This window comes from Curtobacterium sp. 24E2 (assembly GCF_016925595.1).
Taxonomy (GTDB): domain Bacteria; phylum Actinomycetota; class Actinomycetes; order Actinomycetales; family Microbacteriaceae; genus Curtobacterium.
Genome location: NZ_CP068987.1, coordinates 2945055 through 2961480, shown reverse-complemented (window position 1 = coordinate 2961480; position 16426 = coordinate 2945055). Strand labels below are relative to the sequence as shown.

General features: G+C 71.5%; 12 protein-coding genes and 5 pseudogenes. 15 read left to right on the top strand and 2 right to left on the bottom strand.

The genetic code is table 11. From position 1 onward, the window contains the following. The first annotated feature begins 173 nt into the window (after positions 1-173). The 6 genes and pseudogenes from leuC (at position 174) to JN350_RS14460 (ending at position 6682) form a co-directional block, all read left to right on the top strand. Positions 174-1612 (top strand): annotated as a pseudogene (leuC, locus tag JN350_RS14485) (3-isopropylmalate dehydratase large subunit). After that, positions 1612-2208, top strand: coding sequence for a 3-isopropylmalate dehydratase small subunit (gene leuD, locus JN350_RS14480; RefSeq protein WP_205462620.1), 597 nt, complete (start codon positions 1612-1614; stop codon positions 2206-2208). Before leuC ends, leuD begins: the two are co-directional and overlap by 1 nt. After that, positions 2208-3575, top strand: a complete 1368-nt coding sequence (murA, locus tag JN350_RS14475) for a UDP-N-acetylglucosamine 1-carboxyvinyltransferase (protein WP_123294811.1) — start codon at positions 2208-2210, stop codon at positions 3573-3575. The genes leuD and murA overlap by 1 nt, the downstream gene beginning before the upstream one ends. A 98-nt stretch (positions 3576-3673) precedes the next feature. Continuing rightward, entirely contained in the window at positions 3674-4447 is a 774-nt protein-coding gene (locus JN350_RS14470; RefSeq protein WP_240347347.1) for a lysophospholipid acyltransferase family protein, read from the top strand. A 79-nt stretch (positions 4448-4526) separates the two neighbouring features. After that, positions 4527-5540: an NAD(P)H-dependent glycerol-3-phosphate dehydrogenase gene (locus JN350_RS14465; RefSeq protein ID WP_111086095.1), complete on the top strand. Its 1014-nt coding sequence runs from the start codon at positions 4527-4529 to the stop codon at positions 5538-5540. A gap of 32 nt (positions 5541-5572) precedes the next feature. After that, entirely contained in the window at positions 5573-6682 is a 1110-nt protein-coding gene (locus JN350_RS14460; protein ID WP_275897994.1) for a D-alanine--D-alanine ligase family protein, read from the top strand. An 83-nt stretch (positions 6683-6765) separates the two neighbouring features. On the opposite strand, the gene JN350_RS14455 is transcribed toward JN350_RS14460, so the two are convergent. Further along, entirely contained in the window at positions 6766-7251 is a 486-nt protein-coding gene (locus JN350_RS14455) for a DUF3515 family protein (protein WP_205462619.1), read from the bottom strand. A gap of 24 nt (positions 7252-7275) precedes the next feature. Here JN350_RS14455 and thiL point away from each other — a divergent pair. Further along, positions 7276-8270 (top strand): annotated as a pseudogene (gene thiL / locus JN350_RS14450) (thiamine-phosphate kinase). Between the two features lie 249 nt (positions 8271-8519). Here the strand turns inward: thiL and JN350_RS14445 are convergent. Continuing rightward, complete coding sequence (locus JN350_RS14445) at positions 8520-9083, bottom strand: RsmD family RNA methyltransferase (protein ID WP_205462618.1); 564 nt, start codon at positions 9081-9083, stop codon at positions 8520-8522. 86 nt (positions 9084-9169) lie between these two features. Between JN350_RS14445 and JN350_RS14440 the strand changes: the two genes are divergently transcribed. From JN350_RS14440 to JN350_RS21055, 8 genes and pseudogenes are all read left to right on the top strand, one after another. Then, complete coding sequence (locus JN350_RS14440) at positions 9170-11398, top strand: ATP-dependent DNA helicase RecG (RefSeq protein WP_205462617.1); 2229 nt, start codon at positions 9170-9172, stop codon at positions 11396-11398. Between the two features lie 43 nt (positions 11399-11441). Next, positions 11442-11928, top strand: a pseudogene (coaD, locus tag JN350_RS14435) (pantetheine-phosphate adenylyltransferase). Between the two features lie 117 nt (positions 11929-12045). After that, complete coding sequence (locus JN350_RS14430; protein ID WP_205464475.1) at positions 12046-12627, top strand: YceD family protein; 582 nt, start codon at positions 12046-12048, stop codon at positions 12625-12627. 55 nt (positions 12628-12682) lie between these two features. Next, positions 12683-12802 (top strand): annotated as a pseudogene (gene rpmF, locus JN350_RS20295) (50S ribosomal protein L32); the annotation flags it as partial. A 96-nt stretch (positions 12803-12898) separates the two neighbouring features. Continuing rightward, the gene (gene rnc / locus JN350_RS14425) at positions 12899-13624 is read left to right on the top strand and encodes a ribonuclease III (protein ID WP_240347741.1); all 726 of its coding nucleotides are present in this window, start codon (positions 12899-12901) and stop codon (positions 13622-13624) included. Between the two features lie 4 nt (positions 13625-13628). Then, positions 13629-14600: a bifunctional DNA-formamidopyrimidine glycosylase/DNA-(apurinic or apyrimidinic site) lyase gene (gene mutM, locus JN350_RS14420; RefSeq protein ID WP_205462615.1), complete on the top strand. Its 972-nt coding sequence runs from the start codon at positions 13629-13631 to the stop codon at positions 14598-14600. 68 nt (positions 14601-14668) lie between these two features. Then, the gene (locus JN350_RS21060) at positions 14669-16219 is read left to right on the top strand and encodes a chromosome segregation SMC family protein (RefSeq protein WP_461963103.1); all 1551 of its coding nucleotides are present in this window, start codon (positions 14669-14671) and stop codon (positions 16217-16219) included. After that, positions 16129-16422: pseudogene (locus tag JN350_RS21055) on the top strand (hypothetical protein); the annotation flags it as partial. The gene JN350_RS21060 and the pseudogene JN350_RS21055, both read left to right, overlap by 91 nt. Between the last annotated feature and the right edge of the window lie 4 nt (positions 16423-16426).

The window sequence follows — 16426 nt, the reverse complement described above, 5'->3', positions numbered from 1 at the left end:
GCGACGGGTGTCGCGGAGTCGCCACGGGCCTCCCGGTCGACCGTCGCACCACGCGGCGCCCGTGACCCGCGTTGGTATACCAACCTGGTAGAGTCGGCGGATCGCGCCGCGTCAGCGGTGACGGCAGCGCCGCACCAGCGGCGCCGGACGACGAGAACGAGGGAGTCGAGCTCATGGGTAGGACGCTCGCCGAGAAGGTGTGGGACGACCACGTCGTGGTCAAGGGCGAGGACGGGAACCCGGACCTCCTCTACATCGACCTCCACCTCGTGCACGAGGTCACGAGCCCGCAGGCGTTCGACGGCCTGCGCCAGGCCGGCCGCCCGGTGCGCCGGTTGGACCTGACGATCGCGACCGAGGACCACAACACCCCGACGCTCGCCATCGACCGCCCCATCGCGGACCCGACGAGCCGGATCCAGATCGAGACCCTGCGCCGCAACTGCGAGGAGTTCGGCGTCCGCCTGCACTCGCTCGGCGACAAGGAGCAGGGGATCGTGCACGTCGTCGGCCCGCAGCTCGGCCTGACGATGCCCGGCATCACCGTGGTCTGCGGCGACTCGCACACCAGCACCCACGGGGCGTTCGGTGCGATGGCGTTCGGCATCGGCACCTCCGAGGTCGAGCACGTGCTGGCGACGCAGACCCTGCCGCTGAAGCCCTTCAAGACGATGGCGATCACGGTCGAGGGCACGCTGCGTCCGGGTGTGACCGCGAAGGACATCATCCTGGCGGTCATCGCCAAGATCGGCACCGGCGGCGGACAGGGCTACGTGCTCGAGTACCGCGGCTCCGCGATCCGCGCGCTCTCGATGGAGGGCCGGATGACCATCTGCAACATGTCGATCGAGGCCGGAGCCCGCGCCGGCATGGTCGCCCCCGACCAGATCACCTACGACTACGTCCAGGGCCGCGACCACGCCCCGACCGGTGCCGACTGGGACGACGCCGTCGCGTACTGGGACACCCTGGCGACCGACGACGACGCCGTGTTCGACGCCGAGGTCTTCATCGACGCCGACGAGCTCGAGCCCTTCGTCACCTGGGGCACCAACCCCGGCCAGGGCGTCTCGCTGTCCGAGAGCGTCCCCGACCCCGCCAGCTACAGCGACCCGAACGACCAGGCCGCCGCGCAGCGGGCCCTCGAGTACATGGACATCGCCGCCGGCACCCCGATGAAGGACATCGCCGTCGACGCGGTCTTCATGGGCTCGTGCACGAACTCGCGCATCGAGGACCTGCGGGCCTTCGCGTCGATCATCCAGGGCCGCAAGAAGGCCGACGGCGTCCGGGTCATGGTCGTGCCGGGGTCCGCCCGGGTGCGGCTCGAGGCCGAGGCCGAGGGGCTCGACGTCGTGATCAAGGAGTTCGGCGCCGAGTGGCGGTTCGCCGGGTGCTCGATGTGCCTCGGCATGAACCCCGACCAGCTCGCCCCGGGGAGCGCTGCGCGAGTACCTCGAACCGCAACTTCGAGGGGCGCCAGGGCAAGGGTGGGCGCACCCACCTGGTGTCGCCGCTCGTCGCCGCCGCCACCGCGATCCGCGGCACGCTGTCCAGCCCGTGGGACCTGGAGAACTCCGAAGCGAACACCGTCCTGGAAGGGGCAGTCTGATGGACAAGATCACCACCGTCACCGGCATCGCTGCCCCGCTCAAGCGGTCGAACGTCGACACCGACCAGATCATCCCCGCGGTCTACCTCAAGCGCGTCACGAAGACCGGCTTCGAGGACGCCCTGTTCTCCGGCTGGCGGCAGGACCCCGCGTTCGTGCTGAACCAGCCCGAGTACCAGGGCGCGAAGGTGCTCGTCGCCGGTCCCGACTTCGGTACCGGTTCGTCGCGCGAGCACGCGGTGTGGGCGCTCCGCGACTTCGGCTTCGCGGTCGTGATCTCGCCCCGGTTCGCCGACATCTTCAAGGGCAACGCGGGCAAGCAGGGCCTGGTCACCGCGATCGTGACCGAATCGGAAGTCGAGCGGCTCTGGGCCGAGATCGAGCGGAACCCGGGGGTGTCGGCGACCGTGGACCTGGTGGCGCAGCGCGTGTCGCTCGGGGATGTGGACGTCCCCTTCGAGATCGACGCTTACACTCGTTGGCGGTTGATGGAAGGGCTCGACGACATCGGGCTCACCCTCCGTGACGAGACCTCGATCACGGAGTTCGAATCCCGCCGCTCCAGTTGGCGGCCGAAGACATTGCCGGTGAAGTAGTGAACTCTCTCGTACAGGACGCAGCGGCCGCAGGGGCGCGCGTGGGCCTCAAGTCGGACGAGATCGTCATCCGCGGGGGCAAGCCGCTCGTGGGGCGCATCGAGGTCCGCGGGGCGAAGAACCTCGCGACCAAGGCCATGGTGGCGTCGCTGCTCGGTGACACCCCGTCGATCCTCAAGGACGTCCCGGACATCTCCGACGTCAAGGTCGTCCGCGGGCTGCTCGAGGTGCACGGCGTGCGCATCACCGATCCTGCACGAGGCGAGCTCATCCTCGACCCGGCCAACGTCGAGTCGGCGCACTTCGCCGAGATCGACGCCCACGCCGGCTCGAGCCGCATCCCGATCCTGTTCTGCGGCCCGCTGCTGCACAAGCTGGGCGAGGCGTTCATCCCCGACCTCGGTGGCTGCCGCATCGGCGACCGCCCGATCGACTTCCACCTCGACGCGCTCCGCGCCATGGGTGCCGTCGTCGACAAGCAGGTCAACGGCATCCACCTGACGGCTCCGAACGGGCTGAAGGGCGCGTCGATCGAGCTGCCGTACCCGAGCGTCGGTGCGACCGAGCAGGTCCTGCTGTCGTCCGTCCTGGCGACCGGCGTCACGGAGCTGCGGAACGCGGCGATCGAGCCCGAGATCATGGACCTCATCGCGATCCTGCAGAAGATGGGCGCGATCGTGTCCGTCGAGCCGAACCGCGTGATCTTCATCGAGGGCGTCGAGTCGCTGCGCGGCTACACCCACCGTGCGATCAACGACCGCAACGAGGCAGCCAGCTGGGCCTCCGCCGCGCTCGCCACCGACGGCGACATCTTCGTCGAGGGGGCGAACCAGCAGGAGCTCATGACGTTCCTCAACGTCTTCCGCAAGGTCGGCGGCGGCTTCGACGTGCAAGAGGACGGCATCCGGTTCTACCGCGAGCGCGACACCCTCAAGCCCGTCGTCATCGAGACCGACGTGCACCCCGGCTTCATGACCGACTGGCAGCAGCCGCTCGTCGTGGCGCTGACCCAGGCCGAGGGCCAGAGCATCGTGCACGAGACCGTGTACGAGAACCGCTTCGGCTTCACCGACGCGCTGAACGAGATGGGCGCCGACATCGTCGTCCACAAGGAAGGCCTCCCCGGGCACGACCGCCGTGTCGCCCGCCGTCCGTTCGAGCAGGCCGCGGTCATCACCGGTCCGACGACGCTGCACGCGGCGAACGTCCGGGTCCCCGACCTGCGCGGTGGCTTCAGCCACCTCATCGCGGCGCTGACCGCCGACGGCGAGTCCCACATCACCAACGTCGGCATCATCAGCCGCGGCTACGAGCACTTCATCCCGAAGCTGCGGAAGCTGGGCGCCGACTTCGACTTCGCGGGTTAGTCGCGGTGTCGGTTCCGCAGCCGGGTGACGGTCCGTCGCGTCCGGGTGACGGCCCGTCGCGCCAGGGCGATGGCCGGGAGGCCCGTGACGCGTCCGCCGTGCAGGTCGCGACCGGCCTGCCGGTGCGTGGACGGCGTTGGAAGCGTGGGGAGCTCAACCCCGCGTTCCGCATCGTGGCGTCGGTCGTCATCCCGACGTTCCGGTTCTCGTCGAACTACCACTGGTACGGCCCGAACCGCCTGCCGGCGGACGGTGCCTTCGTGCTCGCGCCGAACCACTTCACGAACATCGACCCGCTGGTCGTCGGCACCGCCGTCTACATCAGTCGGCGGGCCCCGCGCTTCCTGGCCAAGGCGTCGCTGTTCAAGGTGCCCGTCTTCGGCAAGCTCATGTCCGGCATGGGCCAGATCCCGGTCGAGCGCTCCGGCCGCACCCGGTTGAGCGACCCGCTCGGCGGTGGCCGGTCGCTCATCGAGCAGGGTGGAGCGATCATCGTCTACCCCGAGGGCACGCTCACCCGCGACCCCGACCTGTGGCCGATGCGCGGCAAGACCGGCGCGGTCCGCATCGCGCTCGAGAACGACGTGCCGCTGATCCCGATGGCCCACTGGGGCACGCAGGGCATCATGGCGCGCTACTCGAACAAGCTCCGCCTCTTCCCGCGGTCGCGCGTGGACGTCATCGTCGGCGACCCCGTCGACCTGTCCGCCTACCGTGGCCGGCCGATCGACCAGCAGATGCTGATCGAGGCCACCGAGCTGCTCATGCAGCGCATCACGGAGCTGCTCGAGCAGCTCCGTGGCGAGCAGGCCCCGAAGACCCGCTGGGACCCGGCGGCGAACAACCAGAAGGAGACCGGCCGGTTTGAGTGACCTCCGCCCGCACGACGATCGTCCCGACCCCGTCGCCGCAGCGCCGGGTGCCTTCGACACCGCCGCGATCCGGGTGGTGATGCAGTCGACCGACAAGCCCCGTGTCGCGGTCATCGGTGCCGGCAGCTGGGGCACCACGTTCGCGAAGGTGCTCGCCGAGGGCGGTGCCTCCACGGTGGTGTGGGCCCGTCGTCCCGAGGTCGCCCGCGAGATCACCGAGACGAAGCGGAACTCCGACTACCTGCCCGGCATCAACCTGCCCCGCACCCTCACGGCGTCGACGTCGCTCGAGCAGGTGCTCGACGGCGCCACCCAGGTGTACGTGTCGGTGCCGTCGCAGACCCTGCGCTCGAACCTCGACGCGATCCGTGAGCTCCTCCCCGCCGGTGTTCCCGTCGTCAGCCTGATGAAGGGCGTCGAGAAGAGCACCGGCCTGCGGATGAGCGAGGTCCTGCTCCAGGGGCTCGGCATCGACCAGGACCGCATCGCCGTCGCGAGCGGACCGAACCTGGCGCTCGAGATCGCCCGCCGGCAGCCGACCGCCGCCGTGGTGTCGTCGTCGAGCGTGGAGACCGCGACCGCTGTCGCCGCCGTCGCGACGAACCCGTACTTCCGGTCGTTCATCAACACCGACGTCATCGGCACCGAGTTCGGCGGCGTGCTGAAGAACCTCATCGCCGTGGCGATCGGCATCGTCGACGGCGTCGGTTACGGCGAGAACACCAAGGCGTCGATCATCACCCGCGGCCTCGCCGAGATGACCGAGTTCGCGGTGTCGCTCGGCGCGCAGCCGTCGACCTTGTCGGGCCTCGCGGGCCTCGGTGACCTCATCGCCACCTGCCAGTCGCCGCTGTCCCGGAACAACACCGCCGGGCGCCTGCTCGGTCAGGGGTACCGGTTCGACGAGGTCGTGCGGCAGATGAACCAGACCGCCGAGGGTCTGGCGTCCGTCGCACCGATCCTCGAGCTCGCCGCCGCGAACGGCGTCGACATGCCCATCGTCAGCCAGGTCGGCGAGGTCCTCGCCGGTAGGCTCGATCCGCGCAACATCGCGCCGCACCTCACCGAGACCGACGAGCCCCAGGGCGAGTGACCGGTCCCGCACCGAGTCACGAAGGGACTCCCGTGCCCACGATCCCCGAGGGAACCGACGTTCCCACGACCACCGTCGCCGTCCTGTTCGGCGGGCGCTCGAGCGAGCACGAGATCAGCTGCGTGACCGCCGGCGGCATCATGGACGTCGTCGACCGCACCGAGTACGAGATCGTCCCGATCGGCATCACGAAGGACGGCGCGTTCACGCTGCAGTCCGACGACCCCTCGCAGTGGGCGATCCGCGACGGCTCCCTGCCGACCGTGCCCGACAACGGCACGCGTGTGGCGTTCCCGACCTCGCCGGCGACCAACGAACTCGTCGTCTCGCACCCGGACGGCTCGGTCACGACCGTCGCCGTCGACGTGGTGTTCCCGATCCTGCACGGTCCGTTCGGCGAGGACGGCACGATCCAGGGCCTGCTCGAGATCGCGGGTCTGCCGTACGTCGGTGACGGCGTGCTCGCGAGTGCCCTGGCGATGGACAAGCACGTCGCGAAGGCCGTCCTCGAGCACGCCGGTCTGCGGGTCGCTCCCTGGACGACCGTGCTCCGCCGCGAGTGGGCAGCCGCCCCGGTCGACGTCGCCGAGACGATCGCGGCGCACGGCTGGCCCCTGTTCGTGAAGCCGGCGCGCGCCGGGTCGAGCATGGGCGTCTCGCGCGTCGACGGGCCCGACGAGCTCGGTGCCGCGATGGACCTGGCGTTCGAGCACGACTCCAAGGTGATCGTCGAACCCCGGGTCGTCGGCCGCGAGGTCGAGGTCGCCGTGCTCGAGGGCCGTGACGGTGCGCCGCGCACGAGCCTGCCCGGCGAGATCGTCGTGGCCGAGGACGGCTTCTACGACTTCGCGTCGAAGTACCTCGGTGGCGACGAGTCGCTGCTGTGCCCGGCGCCGCTCACCGAGGCGCAGACCGACGAGATCCGGTCGATCGGTGCCCGTGCGTTCGAGGCCATCGGTGGCTCCGGGCTGGCCCGCGTCGACTGCTTCCTGACCGACGACGGCTTCGTCGTGAACGAGGTCAACACGATGCCCGGGTTCACCCCGCTGTCGATGTACCCGCGCTGCTGGGCGGCGTCGGGTGTGTCCTACGGCGAGCTGGTCACCGAGCTCATCGAGCTGGGGCGCGCCGCCGTCCGCTGACGCTCGGCGGGTCGGGGCGTGTCAGCCCTGCACGTCGGACGGGTCCGGGCACAGGGTTGGTTGGTGCTGTACCGTCCGTAGGCTCAGCCCTGCACGTCGGACGGGTCCAGGCACTTGTGGCCGTCCTTCGGCAGCGTCGACACCGCCGTCGCGAGGTCCTGCAGCACCGAGCTGCCGGTCTTCGACGTGTCGACGACGACCTGCACCGCGGGGGACCGTCCGAACGTCGTGTAGACGATCTGCTTCCCGCGGTCGTCGCGGATCCAGTCGACCGACCCGAGCGTGACGCACGGCAGGTCGGACACGGTCGGCACGGCCACGCCGCAGTGGTACAGCGCGGCCTCGGGGTCGCCCCAGGCCGCGGTGGACTGCGCGTTGGTGTTCCGCAGGTCGTACGTCGAGTCCACGGTCGCCGGCAACCGCACCTGTGCCGCCGCGCACGCCGCTGCGTTCGCGGAGGGTGCCGCGCTCATGCTGACGGCGTTGGTGCACCCGGTCAGTCCCGCAGCGAGGGCGATCACGACCCCCGCGATCGCGAGGGTGCGAGGGGTGCGGCGCGCGGTGTCCATCGCGGTCCAGGCTACCGTTCTCGTGTGGACGCGACGTACGACGCCTGGGCCGGACCGACCGTGGGGGCGCTCGGCGAGCTGGTCGTCCTCGACCGGATCACGAGCCGCCTGCCGACGGGCTCGCCGCTCGTGGGCCCCGGGGACGACTGCGCCGTGGTCGCCGCTCCCGACGGCCGGTTCGTCGTGACGACGGACATGATGGTGCACGGCCCGGACTTCCGGTGGGCGTGGTCCTCACCCGAGGACGTCGGGTGGAAGGCCGCCGCGACGAACCTCTCCGACGTCGCGGCGATGGGCGCGGTGCCGAGCGGCCTCGTCATCGCCCTCGCCGCACCGCAGGACACCCCTGTGGCGGTGCTCGAGGGCATCGCGGACGGCTTCCGCCTCGCTGTCGACGCCCTCGCACCCGGATGCGGTGTGGTCGGCGGCGACCTCTCCACCTCGGCGACCTTCACGGTGGCGGTGACGGCGTTCGGCGACCTCGGTGGTCGCGCCCCGGTGCTCCGGTCAGGAGCTCGTGTGGGCGACGTCGTGGCGGTGTCCGGCGAACTCGGTCGCGCTGCCCGCGGGCTCGCACGGCTCTTCCGTGACGGCGTGGACGCGCAGGGCGAGCCGGACCGTGCAGCGACGGTGGCGAGCGGTGCGGACGCCGATCCCGGCGTCGACCGCCAGCGCCGACCCGTGCCTCCGATCGGCGACGGGCCCCGCGCCGCGGCGGCCGGAGCGTCGGCGATGCTCGACCTGTCCGACGGCCTGGCGATCGACGCCGGGCGGCTCGCCCGTGCGAGCCGGGTGACGCTCGAACTCGATGCCGATGCGCCGCTCGACGAGGTCGCTCTGCACGGCGGCGAGGACCACGGCCTGCTCGCGACCTTCCCCGCGGGGGCTGTGCTGCCGGGGGCTTCCGCCGCATCGGTGTCGTGCGCGACCGCGGCGACGCGGACCTGCTGCGCGCCGGGTCTCCCGTGCCGACGACCGGCTGGGACCCGTACGCCGACTGGGACGGTGCCGCCGGCTGACCCACCCGGCCAGACGGCGGACGGAGGCGACGTGGCGGAGCCGAGCCGGGCCTCCCGGTCAGTGCGCGCGCATCTGTCGACGGAACACGCGTCGATCACCTGGTGTCCTGTCGGAAGATGCGCACGCATCCGATGCATGCGCATCTTGCGGCACGGCACGCGTCGATCGACTCGTGGATCGTCGCGAAACGCGCCCACCCAGCGACGCCCACCCAGCGACACCCACCCACCCACCCACGCCCGCGCGGCTCAGCCGGCGGCGGCGACGGCCTCCCACGCCACGGTCTCGCCGTAGCTGCGCTTGCTGAACGGGTCGAGCCCAGCGGGCCACGTCGGTTCGGGCGAACGCTTGCTCCGCTCGACCACCACGACGGCACCTGCGGTCAACCGCGGCACGAGCGTCTCGAGCACCTCGGCGATCTCGTGCTCGGTCACGTCGTACGGCGGGTCGATGAACACCAGGTCGAACGTGCGCACCGTCCCGCGCAGGTACCCGAGCACCGGCTGCGGCTGCACGTCGATCCGCACCCCGGGGATCCGCTGCTGCACGGCCTTCGCGTTCGCCCGGCACGCCTGCGCCGCGGCCGACGCGCGGTCGACCAGCACGACCTCGACCGCACCGCGCGACGCCGCTTCGAGCCCGAGGGCACCGGTGCCGGCGTAGAGGTCCGCGACGGACGTGTCGTCGACGAGCCCACGGGCCTCCAACGACGAGAAGAGTGCCTCGCGCACCCGGTCGCTCGTCGGCCGGGTGCCGGACTTCGGCACACGGAGCGTCGTGTTGCCGGCGGCGCCGGCGATGATGCGGGTCATGCAGCCACCGTATCGGCCGGCGGCGTCGTCCACAGGCCGGACGGGAGGCACGTGGCACGTCGGTCGTGCCCGGTACCGTGGTGTCCGTGGTCACCACCGGAACCCCCGCTGCGCCGGCCGCGCCCGACCTCGGTCCGGCGCCCCTCGACGCGCGGCTCGCGAACGTGCTCGGTGGTCGGACCGCGTCCGCGATCGAGAAGGCGTTCGGCCACCGCACGGTGGGGGAGTTCCTCGAGCACGCACCGCGGCGCTACGCCGAGCGCGGCGCGCTGACGGCGCTCGACTCCCTGGCGATCGGCGAGCCGGTCACCATCGTGGCCGAGGTGGTCGACGTCCGCGAGCGCACGATGCGTGCCCGCCGCGGATCGATCCTCGAAGCCAAGATCGGCGACGGCAAGGGGCTGCTCACCCTGACGTTCTTCAACCAGGGATGGCGCACCAAGGACCTGGTGCCCGGTGCCCGCGGCATCTTCTCCGGCAAGGTCAGCGACTACCGCGGTGCCCGCCAGCTCGCCCACCCGGACTACGAGCTCTTCGACCCCGACGACCCCCGTGCCACGGCCGACCCCGGATCGGACGAAGCGATCCGGTGGTCGCGGCAGCCGATCCCGATCTACCCGGCGACGGCCTCGCTCACCTCGTGGCAGATCGCGAAGTCGATGGGCATCGTGCTCGACACCCTGCCGGACCTGCCCGACCCGGTGCCGGCCTCGGCGCGCAGCCGGCTCGACCTCGTCCCGTTCCGCCGGGCGCTCGAGCTGCTCCACCGCCCCGAGAAGGTCGCGGACTTCAAGCGCGCGCAGGACGCCCTGCGCTACCGCGAGGCGTTCGTGCTGCAGACCGCCCTGGTGCAGCGCCGGATCCGCGCCCGACGCACCGCGGCGACCCCGCGGGTGGCCGTTCCCGGTGGCATCCTCGAGCGCTTCGACGCCACCCTGCCGTTCACCCTGACCGACGACCAGCGTGCCGTCGGCGCCGAGATCGACACCGACATCGCCCGCACCTGGCCGATGCACCGGCTGGTGCAGGGCGAGGTCGGCTCCGGCAAGACCCTCGTGGCCATCCGCGCCATGCTCACGGTGGCCGAGTCCGGTGGGCAGTCCGCCCTCATCGCCCCGACCGAGGTGCTGGCCGCACAGCACCTGCGGTCCATCGTGAAGTTCCTCGGACCGGACCTGGCGGCCGAGCTCCGTCCGGTGATCCTGACCGGGTCACAGTCCACCGACGAACGCCGACGGGCCCTGCTCGCCGCGGCGTCGGGCAGCTCGAGGCTGGTGGTGGGCACCCACGCGCTGCTCGGCGACCGCGTCGACTTCGCCGAGCTCGGGCTCGTGGTCGTCGACGAGCAACACCGCTTCGGCGTCGAGCAGCGTGAAGCGCTCCGGACCAAGGGCGCCACCCCACCGCACGTCCTGGTGCTCACCGCCACGCCGATCCCGCGCACCGTCGCGATGACGGTGTTCGGCGACCTCGACGTCTCGACGATCACCGGGCTGCCCTCCGGTCGTGCCGGCGTCGAGACCTTCACGGTCCCGCTGGCGGAGCACCCCGGGTGGGAGTCCCGCATCTGGTCCCGGATGGCGGAGGAGCTCGACAAGGGACGTCAGGCCTTCGTGGTCTGCCCCGCGATCGACGACGCCCACGCCGAGGACGACGGCGAACCCACGCCCGCCGAGTCCGAGGACGACGCCCCCAAGCGCGCGCCGGCGACCGTGCTCGCCACCGCCGAGCGGATGCGCACGATGCCCGTGCTCGACGGCCGGCGGATCGCGGTGCTGCACGGCCGGATGACGGCGGAGGAGAAGGACCGCGTGATGACGTCCTTCGCCGCCGGCGACCTGGACGTCCTCGTCGCGACGACCGTGATCGAGGTCGGTGTCGACGTGCCGAACGCCGCGATGATGGCCGTGCTCGACGCCGATCGCTTCGGTGTCTCCCAGCTGCACCAGCTGCGCGGCCGCATCGGGCGCGGGCAGTGGGCGGGCGTCTGCCTGCTCGTCACCACCGCCGAGCTCGAGACCACCTCGCGGGAGCGCGTCGACGCGGTGTCCGCCTCGGACGACGGCTTCGAGCTCGCCCGGGTCGACCTCGAGCTCCGGCGCGAGGGCGACGTGCTCGGCGAGCGGCAGTCGGGCGGCCGGTCGTCGCTCAACCTGCTGCGCGTGGTCGAGCACGCCGACCTCATCATGGACGCACGTGGCGAAGCCGAACGGGTCCTCGAACCCGATCCCGAGCTCGACGGGTCCCCGGCCCTGCGCGAGGCACTGGCGCGCCGCCTCGACGAGTCCGACGCGGCGTTCCTCGGCAAGAACTGACCCCTGCCCGGACGCCCCGGCCCGGACCGGTATCGTCGCTGCCATGGCGCAGATCGCGGTGGTCCCCGGTTCCTTCGACCCCGTCACGCTCGGGCACCTCGACGTCATCGGTCGAGCTGCCGGGCTGTTCGACGAGGTGCACGTGCTCGTGGTGCACAACCCGGACAAGAAGCCCGCGATGTTCGAGGCGGTCGACCGCGTCCGGCTCATCGAGGAGTCCCTGGCCGAGGTCGGGACGCCCGGAACGGTCCGGGTCGGGGAGTGGACCTCCGGGCTCCTGGTCGACTACTGCCGGCAGGTCGGGGCGAAGGTGCTCGTCAAGGGCGTGCGGTCCGGCGAGGACGTCGCGTACGAGACCCCGATGGCGATCATGAACCGGCACCTCGCCGACGTCGAGACCGTGTTCTTGCTGCCCGACGCCTCGCGCTCCCACGTGTCGAGCCTCGCTCATCCGCCAGGTGTCGACGCTCGGCGGTGACGTCACGCCCTACGTGCCGAAGGCCGTGGCGGCGGCCCTCGCCGCGCGCTGAGCCGCGCGCCGAGCCGCACGCCGAGCCGCAGGCCCGGCCGCCCGACGCGCGGACACACCCCGCCTGCCTCGACTCTCGGCTGCGTTCACGCTAGAGTTGACGATCGTGTCTTCCCACGTGAACAGCCCCTACGCCCTGCGCGTGCGCGACCTGGCGCACCGTCCGGGCGAGATGCGCGAGCACTCGCTCGACATCGTGGTGCCGGACGCGCTGGGAGCCGGTGTGATCGCGGTGCGCGAAGGTGCTCCGCTGCGCATCGACCTGCGGCTCGAGGGCCTGCACGAGGGTGTCCTCGTGTCCGGTCACGCCTCGGCCGACGCGACGGGGGAGTGCTCGCGCTGCCTCATCGACATCAGCGAACCCGTCGAGGTCGATTTCGCCGAGCTGTTCGCGTATGATGCCTCGGAGGATTTCGACTTCTTCGTTCGCGATGACCACGTGGACTGCGAACAGGTCGTTCGAGATGCGGTGGTGCTGGCGCTGCCGTTCCAGCCGGTCTGCCGACCGGACTGCCCAGGCCTCGACCCGGTGACGGGCGAGCGACTGGCCGACCTCGATGAGCAGCCCGTTCACGAGACCCTGGACCCGCGCTGGGCAGCCCTCACCGGCATCCAGCTCGAAGCAGCCGAGCGTGCCGCCCGCGGCGACACCACCGACACGAAGACCACCGAGGGCGAGGAGCGGGCCGAGGCCGAGTAGGCCCCGACACCGCCAGCCCCCGTACCGACCACCGACCAACCGAAAGAGATTCACCATGGCCGTTCCCAAGCGCAAGCAGTCCCGTGCGAACACGCACGCCCGTCGTTCGCAGTGGAAGGCCACGCCGATCCAGCTCGTCAAGACGATCGAGAACGGTCAGGTCACCTACAGCCTCCCGCACCGCGCGAAGGTCGTCGAGGACTCGGCCGGCACCCCCTGTACATGGAGTACAAGGGCCGCAAGGTCGCCGACGTCTGATCGGACCGAACGCATGACGACGACGTCCGGCGCAACGGGGTCCCGCCCCGTTGGGCCGGACGTCGTTCGTCTGCAGAGCCAGCTCGGGGTCGACATCGACCTCGAGCTGCTCCAGCTTGCCCTGACGCACCGCTCCTACGCCTACGAGCACGGGGGCATCAAGCACAACGAGCGCCTCGAGTTCCTCGGCGACTCGATCCTCGGCCAGGCCGTGACCGTGAAGCTCTACCGGTCCTTCCCCGACCTCGACGAGGGTGACCTCGCGAAGCGTCGAGCCAGCCTGGTGTCGACGGTCGCCTTGGCCGAGATCGCCCGGATGATCGGGCTCGGCCAGTACCTGCGCCTCGGCAAGGGCGAGGAACAGACCGGCGGCCGCGACAAGTCGTCGATCCTCGCTGACACCGTCGAGGCCGTCATCGGCGCCACCTACCTGTCCGCGGGCCCCGACCCGGCGACCGACCTCGTGCTCCGCCTGGTCGAGCCGCTGATGATCGACCCCGACCGGTTCGGCGCCGCGATGGACCCGAAGACGAGCCTGCAGGAGCTCGCGGCGAGCCTCTCGCTCGGCAACCCGGCCTACCGCGTCACCGAGACCGGCCCGGACCACGACAAGACCTTCAGCGCGACCGTCGTCCTGCAGGGCGAGGACATCGCGGTCGGCACCGGCTCGAGCAAGAAGGCCGCCGAGATGTCCGCGGCGCTCGACGCCTGGACCCGGCTGTCCGGCCGAGCGGCCTGACCGCGTGCCCGAACTCCCCGAGGTCGAGGTCGTCCGCGCCGGCCTCGAACCCGCGGTCAGCGGCGCTCGGGTGCTGCACGTCGACGTCGTGGACGACCGAGCGCTCACCCGGCACGACGGACCGGCCGAGGACTTCGCCGACCGCCTGACCGGTCGCACCATCGCCGCAGCGGTCCGTCGGGGCAAGTTCCTCTGGATGCCGTTGCAGCCGGAGCACGAGGGCGACCGGCCCGAAGCGCTCGTCGCCCACCTCGGGATGAGCGGCCAGATCCTGCTCGGCCGCGGTCGACCGGCGGCGAAGCACCGCCGCATCCTCATCGACGTGCAACCCGTCGGCACCGACCGCGACGGCACCACCGAACCCGCGGTCGAGCTCGAGTTCGTCGACCAGCGCACCTTCGGCTCGATGGCGATCGACGCGATGGTGCCGACGGTGGACGGCGCCCCCGCGGGGTTCGCCGGGCACGTCGACGCATCGGACCCCGGTGCCGTGTGGCGCCGGAGTGTGCCGCAGCAGGTGTCGCACATCGCCCGAGACCCGCTCGACCCCGCGTTCGACGACGACCGCTTCATCGCCATCGCCCGGAAGCGTTCGAGCGGCATCAAGCGGATCCTGCTCGACCAGGGCGTCGTGGGCGGCATCGGCAACATCTACGCCGACGAGTCCCTCTGGGCTGCGAAGCTGCACTACGACCGACCGGCCGAACGGCTGACCCGTGCCGACCTCGCACGCCTGCTGCACGAGGTGCGCAGCGTCCTCCGGCGGGCGCTCGAGGACGGCGGGACGAGCTTCGACGCCCAGTACGTCAACGTCAACGGGCAGTCGGGGTACTTCTCGCAGCGGCTGAACGTGTACGGACAGCAGGGGAAGCCCTGCCCCCGCTGCGGCACGACGATCGTGCGCGAGGCCTTCATGAACCGGTCGAGCCACATCTGTCCCGTGTGCCAACCGCGTCCCCGCGCCCGTACGCGTTAGCCTGGCGCCCAGCAGCACAGCCCAGCAGCGGCCCCGCCGCAGCACGCGTGAGCACACCCGGAGACCGCATGTACTTGAAGAGCCTGACCATCAAGGGGTTCAAGTCCTTCGCGCAGCCGACGACGTTCGCGTTCGAGCCGGGGGTCACCTGCATCGTCGGCCCGAACGGGTCGGGCAAGTCCAACGTCGTCGACGCCCTGGCCTGGGTGATGGGGGAGCAGGGGGCGAAGACCCTCCGCGGCGGCAAGATGGAGGACGTCATCTTCGCGGGCACCTCGACCCGCGGGCCGCTCGGCCGTGCCCAGGTGCTGCTGACGATCGACAACACCGACGGGCTGCTGCCGATCGACTACTCCGAGGTGACGATCGCGCGCACGCTGTTCCGCAACGGCGGCAGCGAGTACGCCATCAACGGCGAGAACTGTCGACTGCTCGACGTGCAGGAGCTCCTGAGCGACACCGGGCTCGGCCGCGAGATGCACGTCATCGTCGGGCAGGGGCAGCTCGACAAGGTCCTGCACGCCACCCCCGAGGACCGCCGCGGCTTCATCGAGGAAGCCGCCGGCATCCTGAAGCACCGTCGCCGCAAGGAGAAGACCCTCCGCAAGCTCGACGCGATGCAGACGAACCTGACCCGCCTGTCCGACCTCGCGGGCGAGATCCGGCGCCAGCTGAAGCCGCTCGGACGCCAGGCCGAGGTCGCCCGCAAGGCCCAGTCCGTCGCCGCCGTCGCGCGGGACGCCAAGGCCCGCATCCTCGCCGACGACGTCGTCCGACTGCGCCGGGAACTGCACGACCACCAAGAGGTCGAGGCTGGTCGCAAGTCCGAGCGCATCGTCCTGACCGAACGACTCGACCAGACCCGGGTCCGCCAGCAGCACGTCGAGCAGAGCATGGTCGGGGACGACGTCGACCGCGCCCGGACAGTGGTGCACCGTCTGGAGAGCGTGCAGGAGCGCCTGCGCGGGCTGTCCAGCCTGGCGAACCAGCGGCTGATGTTCCTGGCGCAGCAGGCCGACGCCCCGCAGCAGGGCCCTCAATCACCCCGGAGCGGGTGGCGGGTGTGCGTGCCGAGGCCGATCGTCTCGCCGCCCGCGCCGACGAGATGCAGGGCGGATCCGCCGAGACCGCCCGTGCGGTGCAGGCCGCCCGTGACGCGCTCGACGCCCTCGACGAACGCATCGCCGCGCAGGCCGCCCGGGTCTCGCAGCACGACCTCGAGGCGCAACGGCTCGCGAACGCCGTCGACGTGGCCCGGTCGAAGCGCGGGTCCACGGTCGCGGACCGTGAACGTCGCGAGCGCGCCCTCGCCGAGGCGGGCGAGCGCGCCGAGCGTGCGACGGCGGCCCTCGCCGAACTCGGCACCGATCCGTCCGAGGGCGTCGACGACGATGCCCTCGCCACCACGCTCCAGGCGGCTCGTGCGCAGTTGGAGACTGCTCAGGCCGCCCGCGACGAGCAGCGCGACCGGCTGCACGCCCTCGAGCGCGAGCGAGATGCCCTCGACGCGCGGGTCGCGGCGCTCGGCATGTCGATCGACGTCCGCGACGGTTCGCAGGCGCTCATCGACGCCGGACACGCGGGCATCGTCGGGCGCCTGGCCGAGGCGCTCACGGTGAGGCCCGGGTTCGAGGGCGCCGTCGCCGTCGCGCTCGACGGGCTCGCCGACGCCGTCCTCGCCGACGACCGGTCGGTCGCGCTCGACGCCGTCGACCACGCCCGCTCCGCGGACATCGGTCGCATCGACGTCGTCGTCGCAGACGCCGAGGTCGTCCCCACGGACCTGCCGGACACGCTGCCGGCCGGCGTCCGCCGTGCACTCGACC

Excerpts from the sequence above, each read along its gene's own strand:
- leuD (WP_205462620.1), top strand. The coding sequence starts at position 1,612 with ATGGACAAGATCACCACCGTCACCGGCATCGCTGCCCCGCTCAAGCGG.
- JN350_RS14465 (WP_111086095.1), top strand. The coding sequence starts at position 4,527 with ATGCAGTCGACCGACAAGCCCCGTGTCGCGGTCATCGGTGCCGGCAGC.
- JN350_RS14455 (WP_205462619.1), bottom strand. The coding sequence starts at position 7,251 with ATGGACACCGCGCGCCGCACCCCTCGCACCCTCGCGATCGCGGGGGTC.
- JN350_RS14445 (WP_205462618.1), bottom strand. The coding sequence starts at position 9,083 with ATGACCCGCATCATCGCCGGCGCCGCCGGCAACACGACGCTCCGTGTG.
- rnc (WP_240347741.1), top strand. The coding sequence starts at position 12,899 with ATGACGACGACGTCCGGCGCAACGGGGTCCCGCCCCGTTGGGCCGGAC.
- JN350_RS21060 (WP_461963103.1), top strand. The coding sequence starts at position 14,669 with ATGTACTTGAAGAGCCTGACCATCAAGGGGTTCAAGTCCTTCGCGCAG.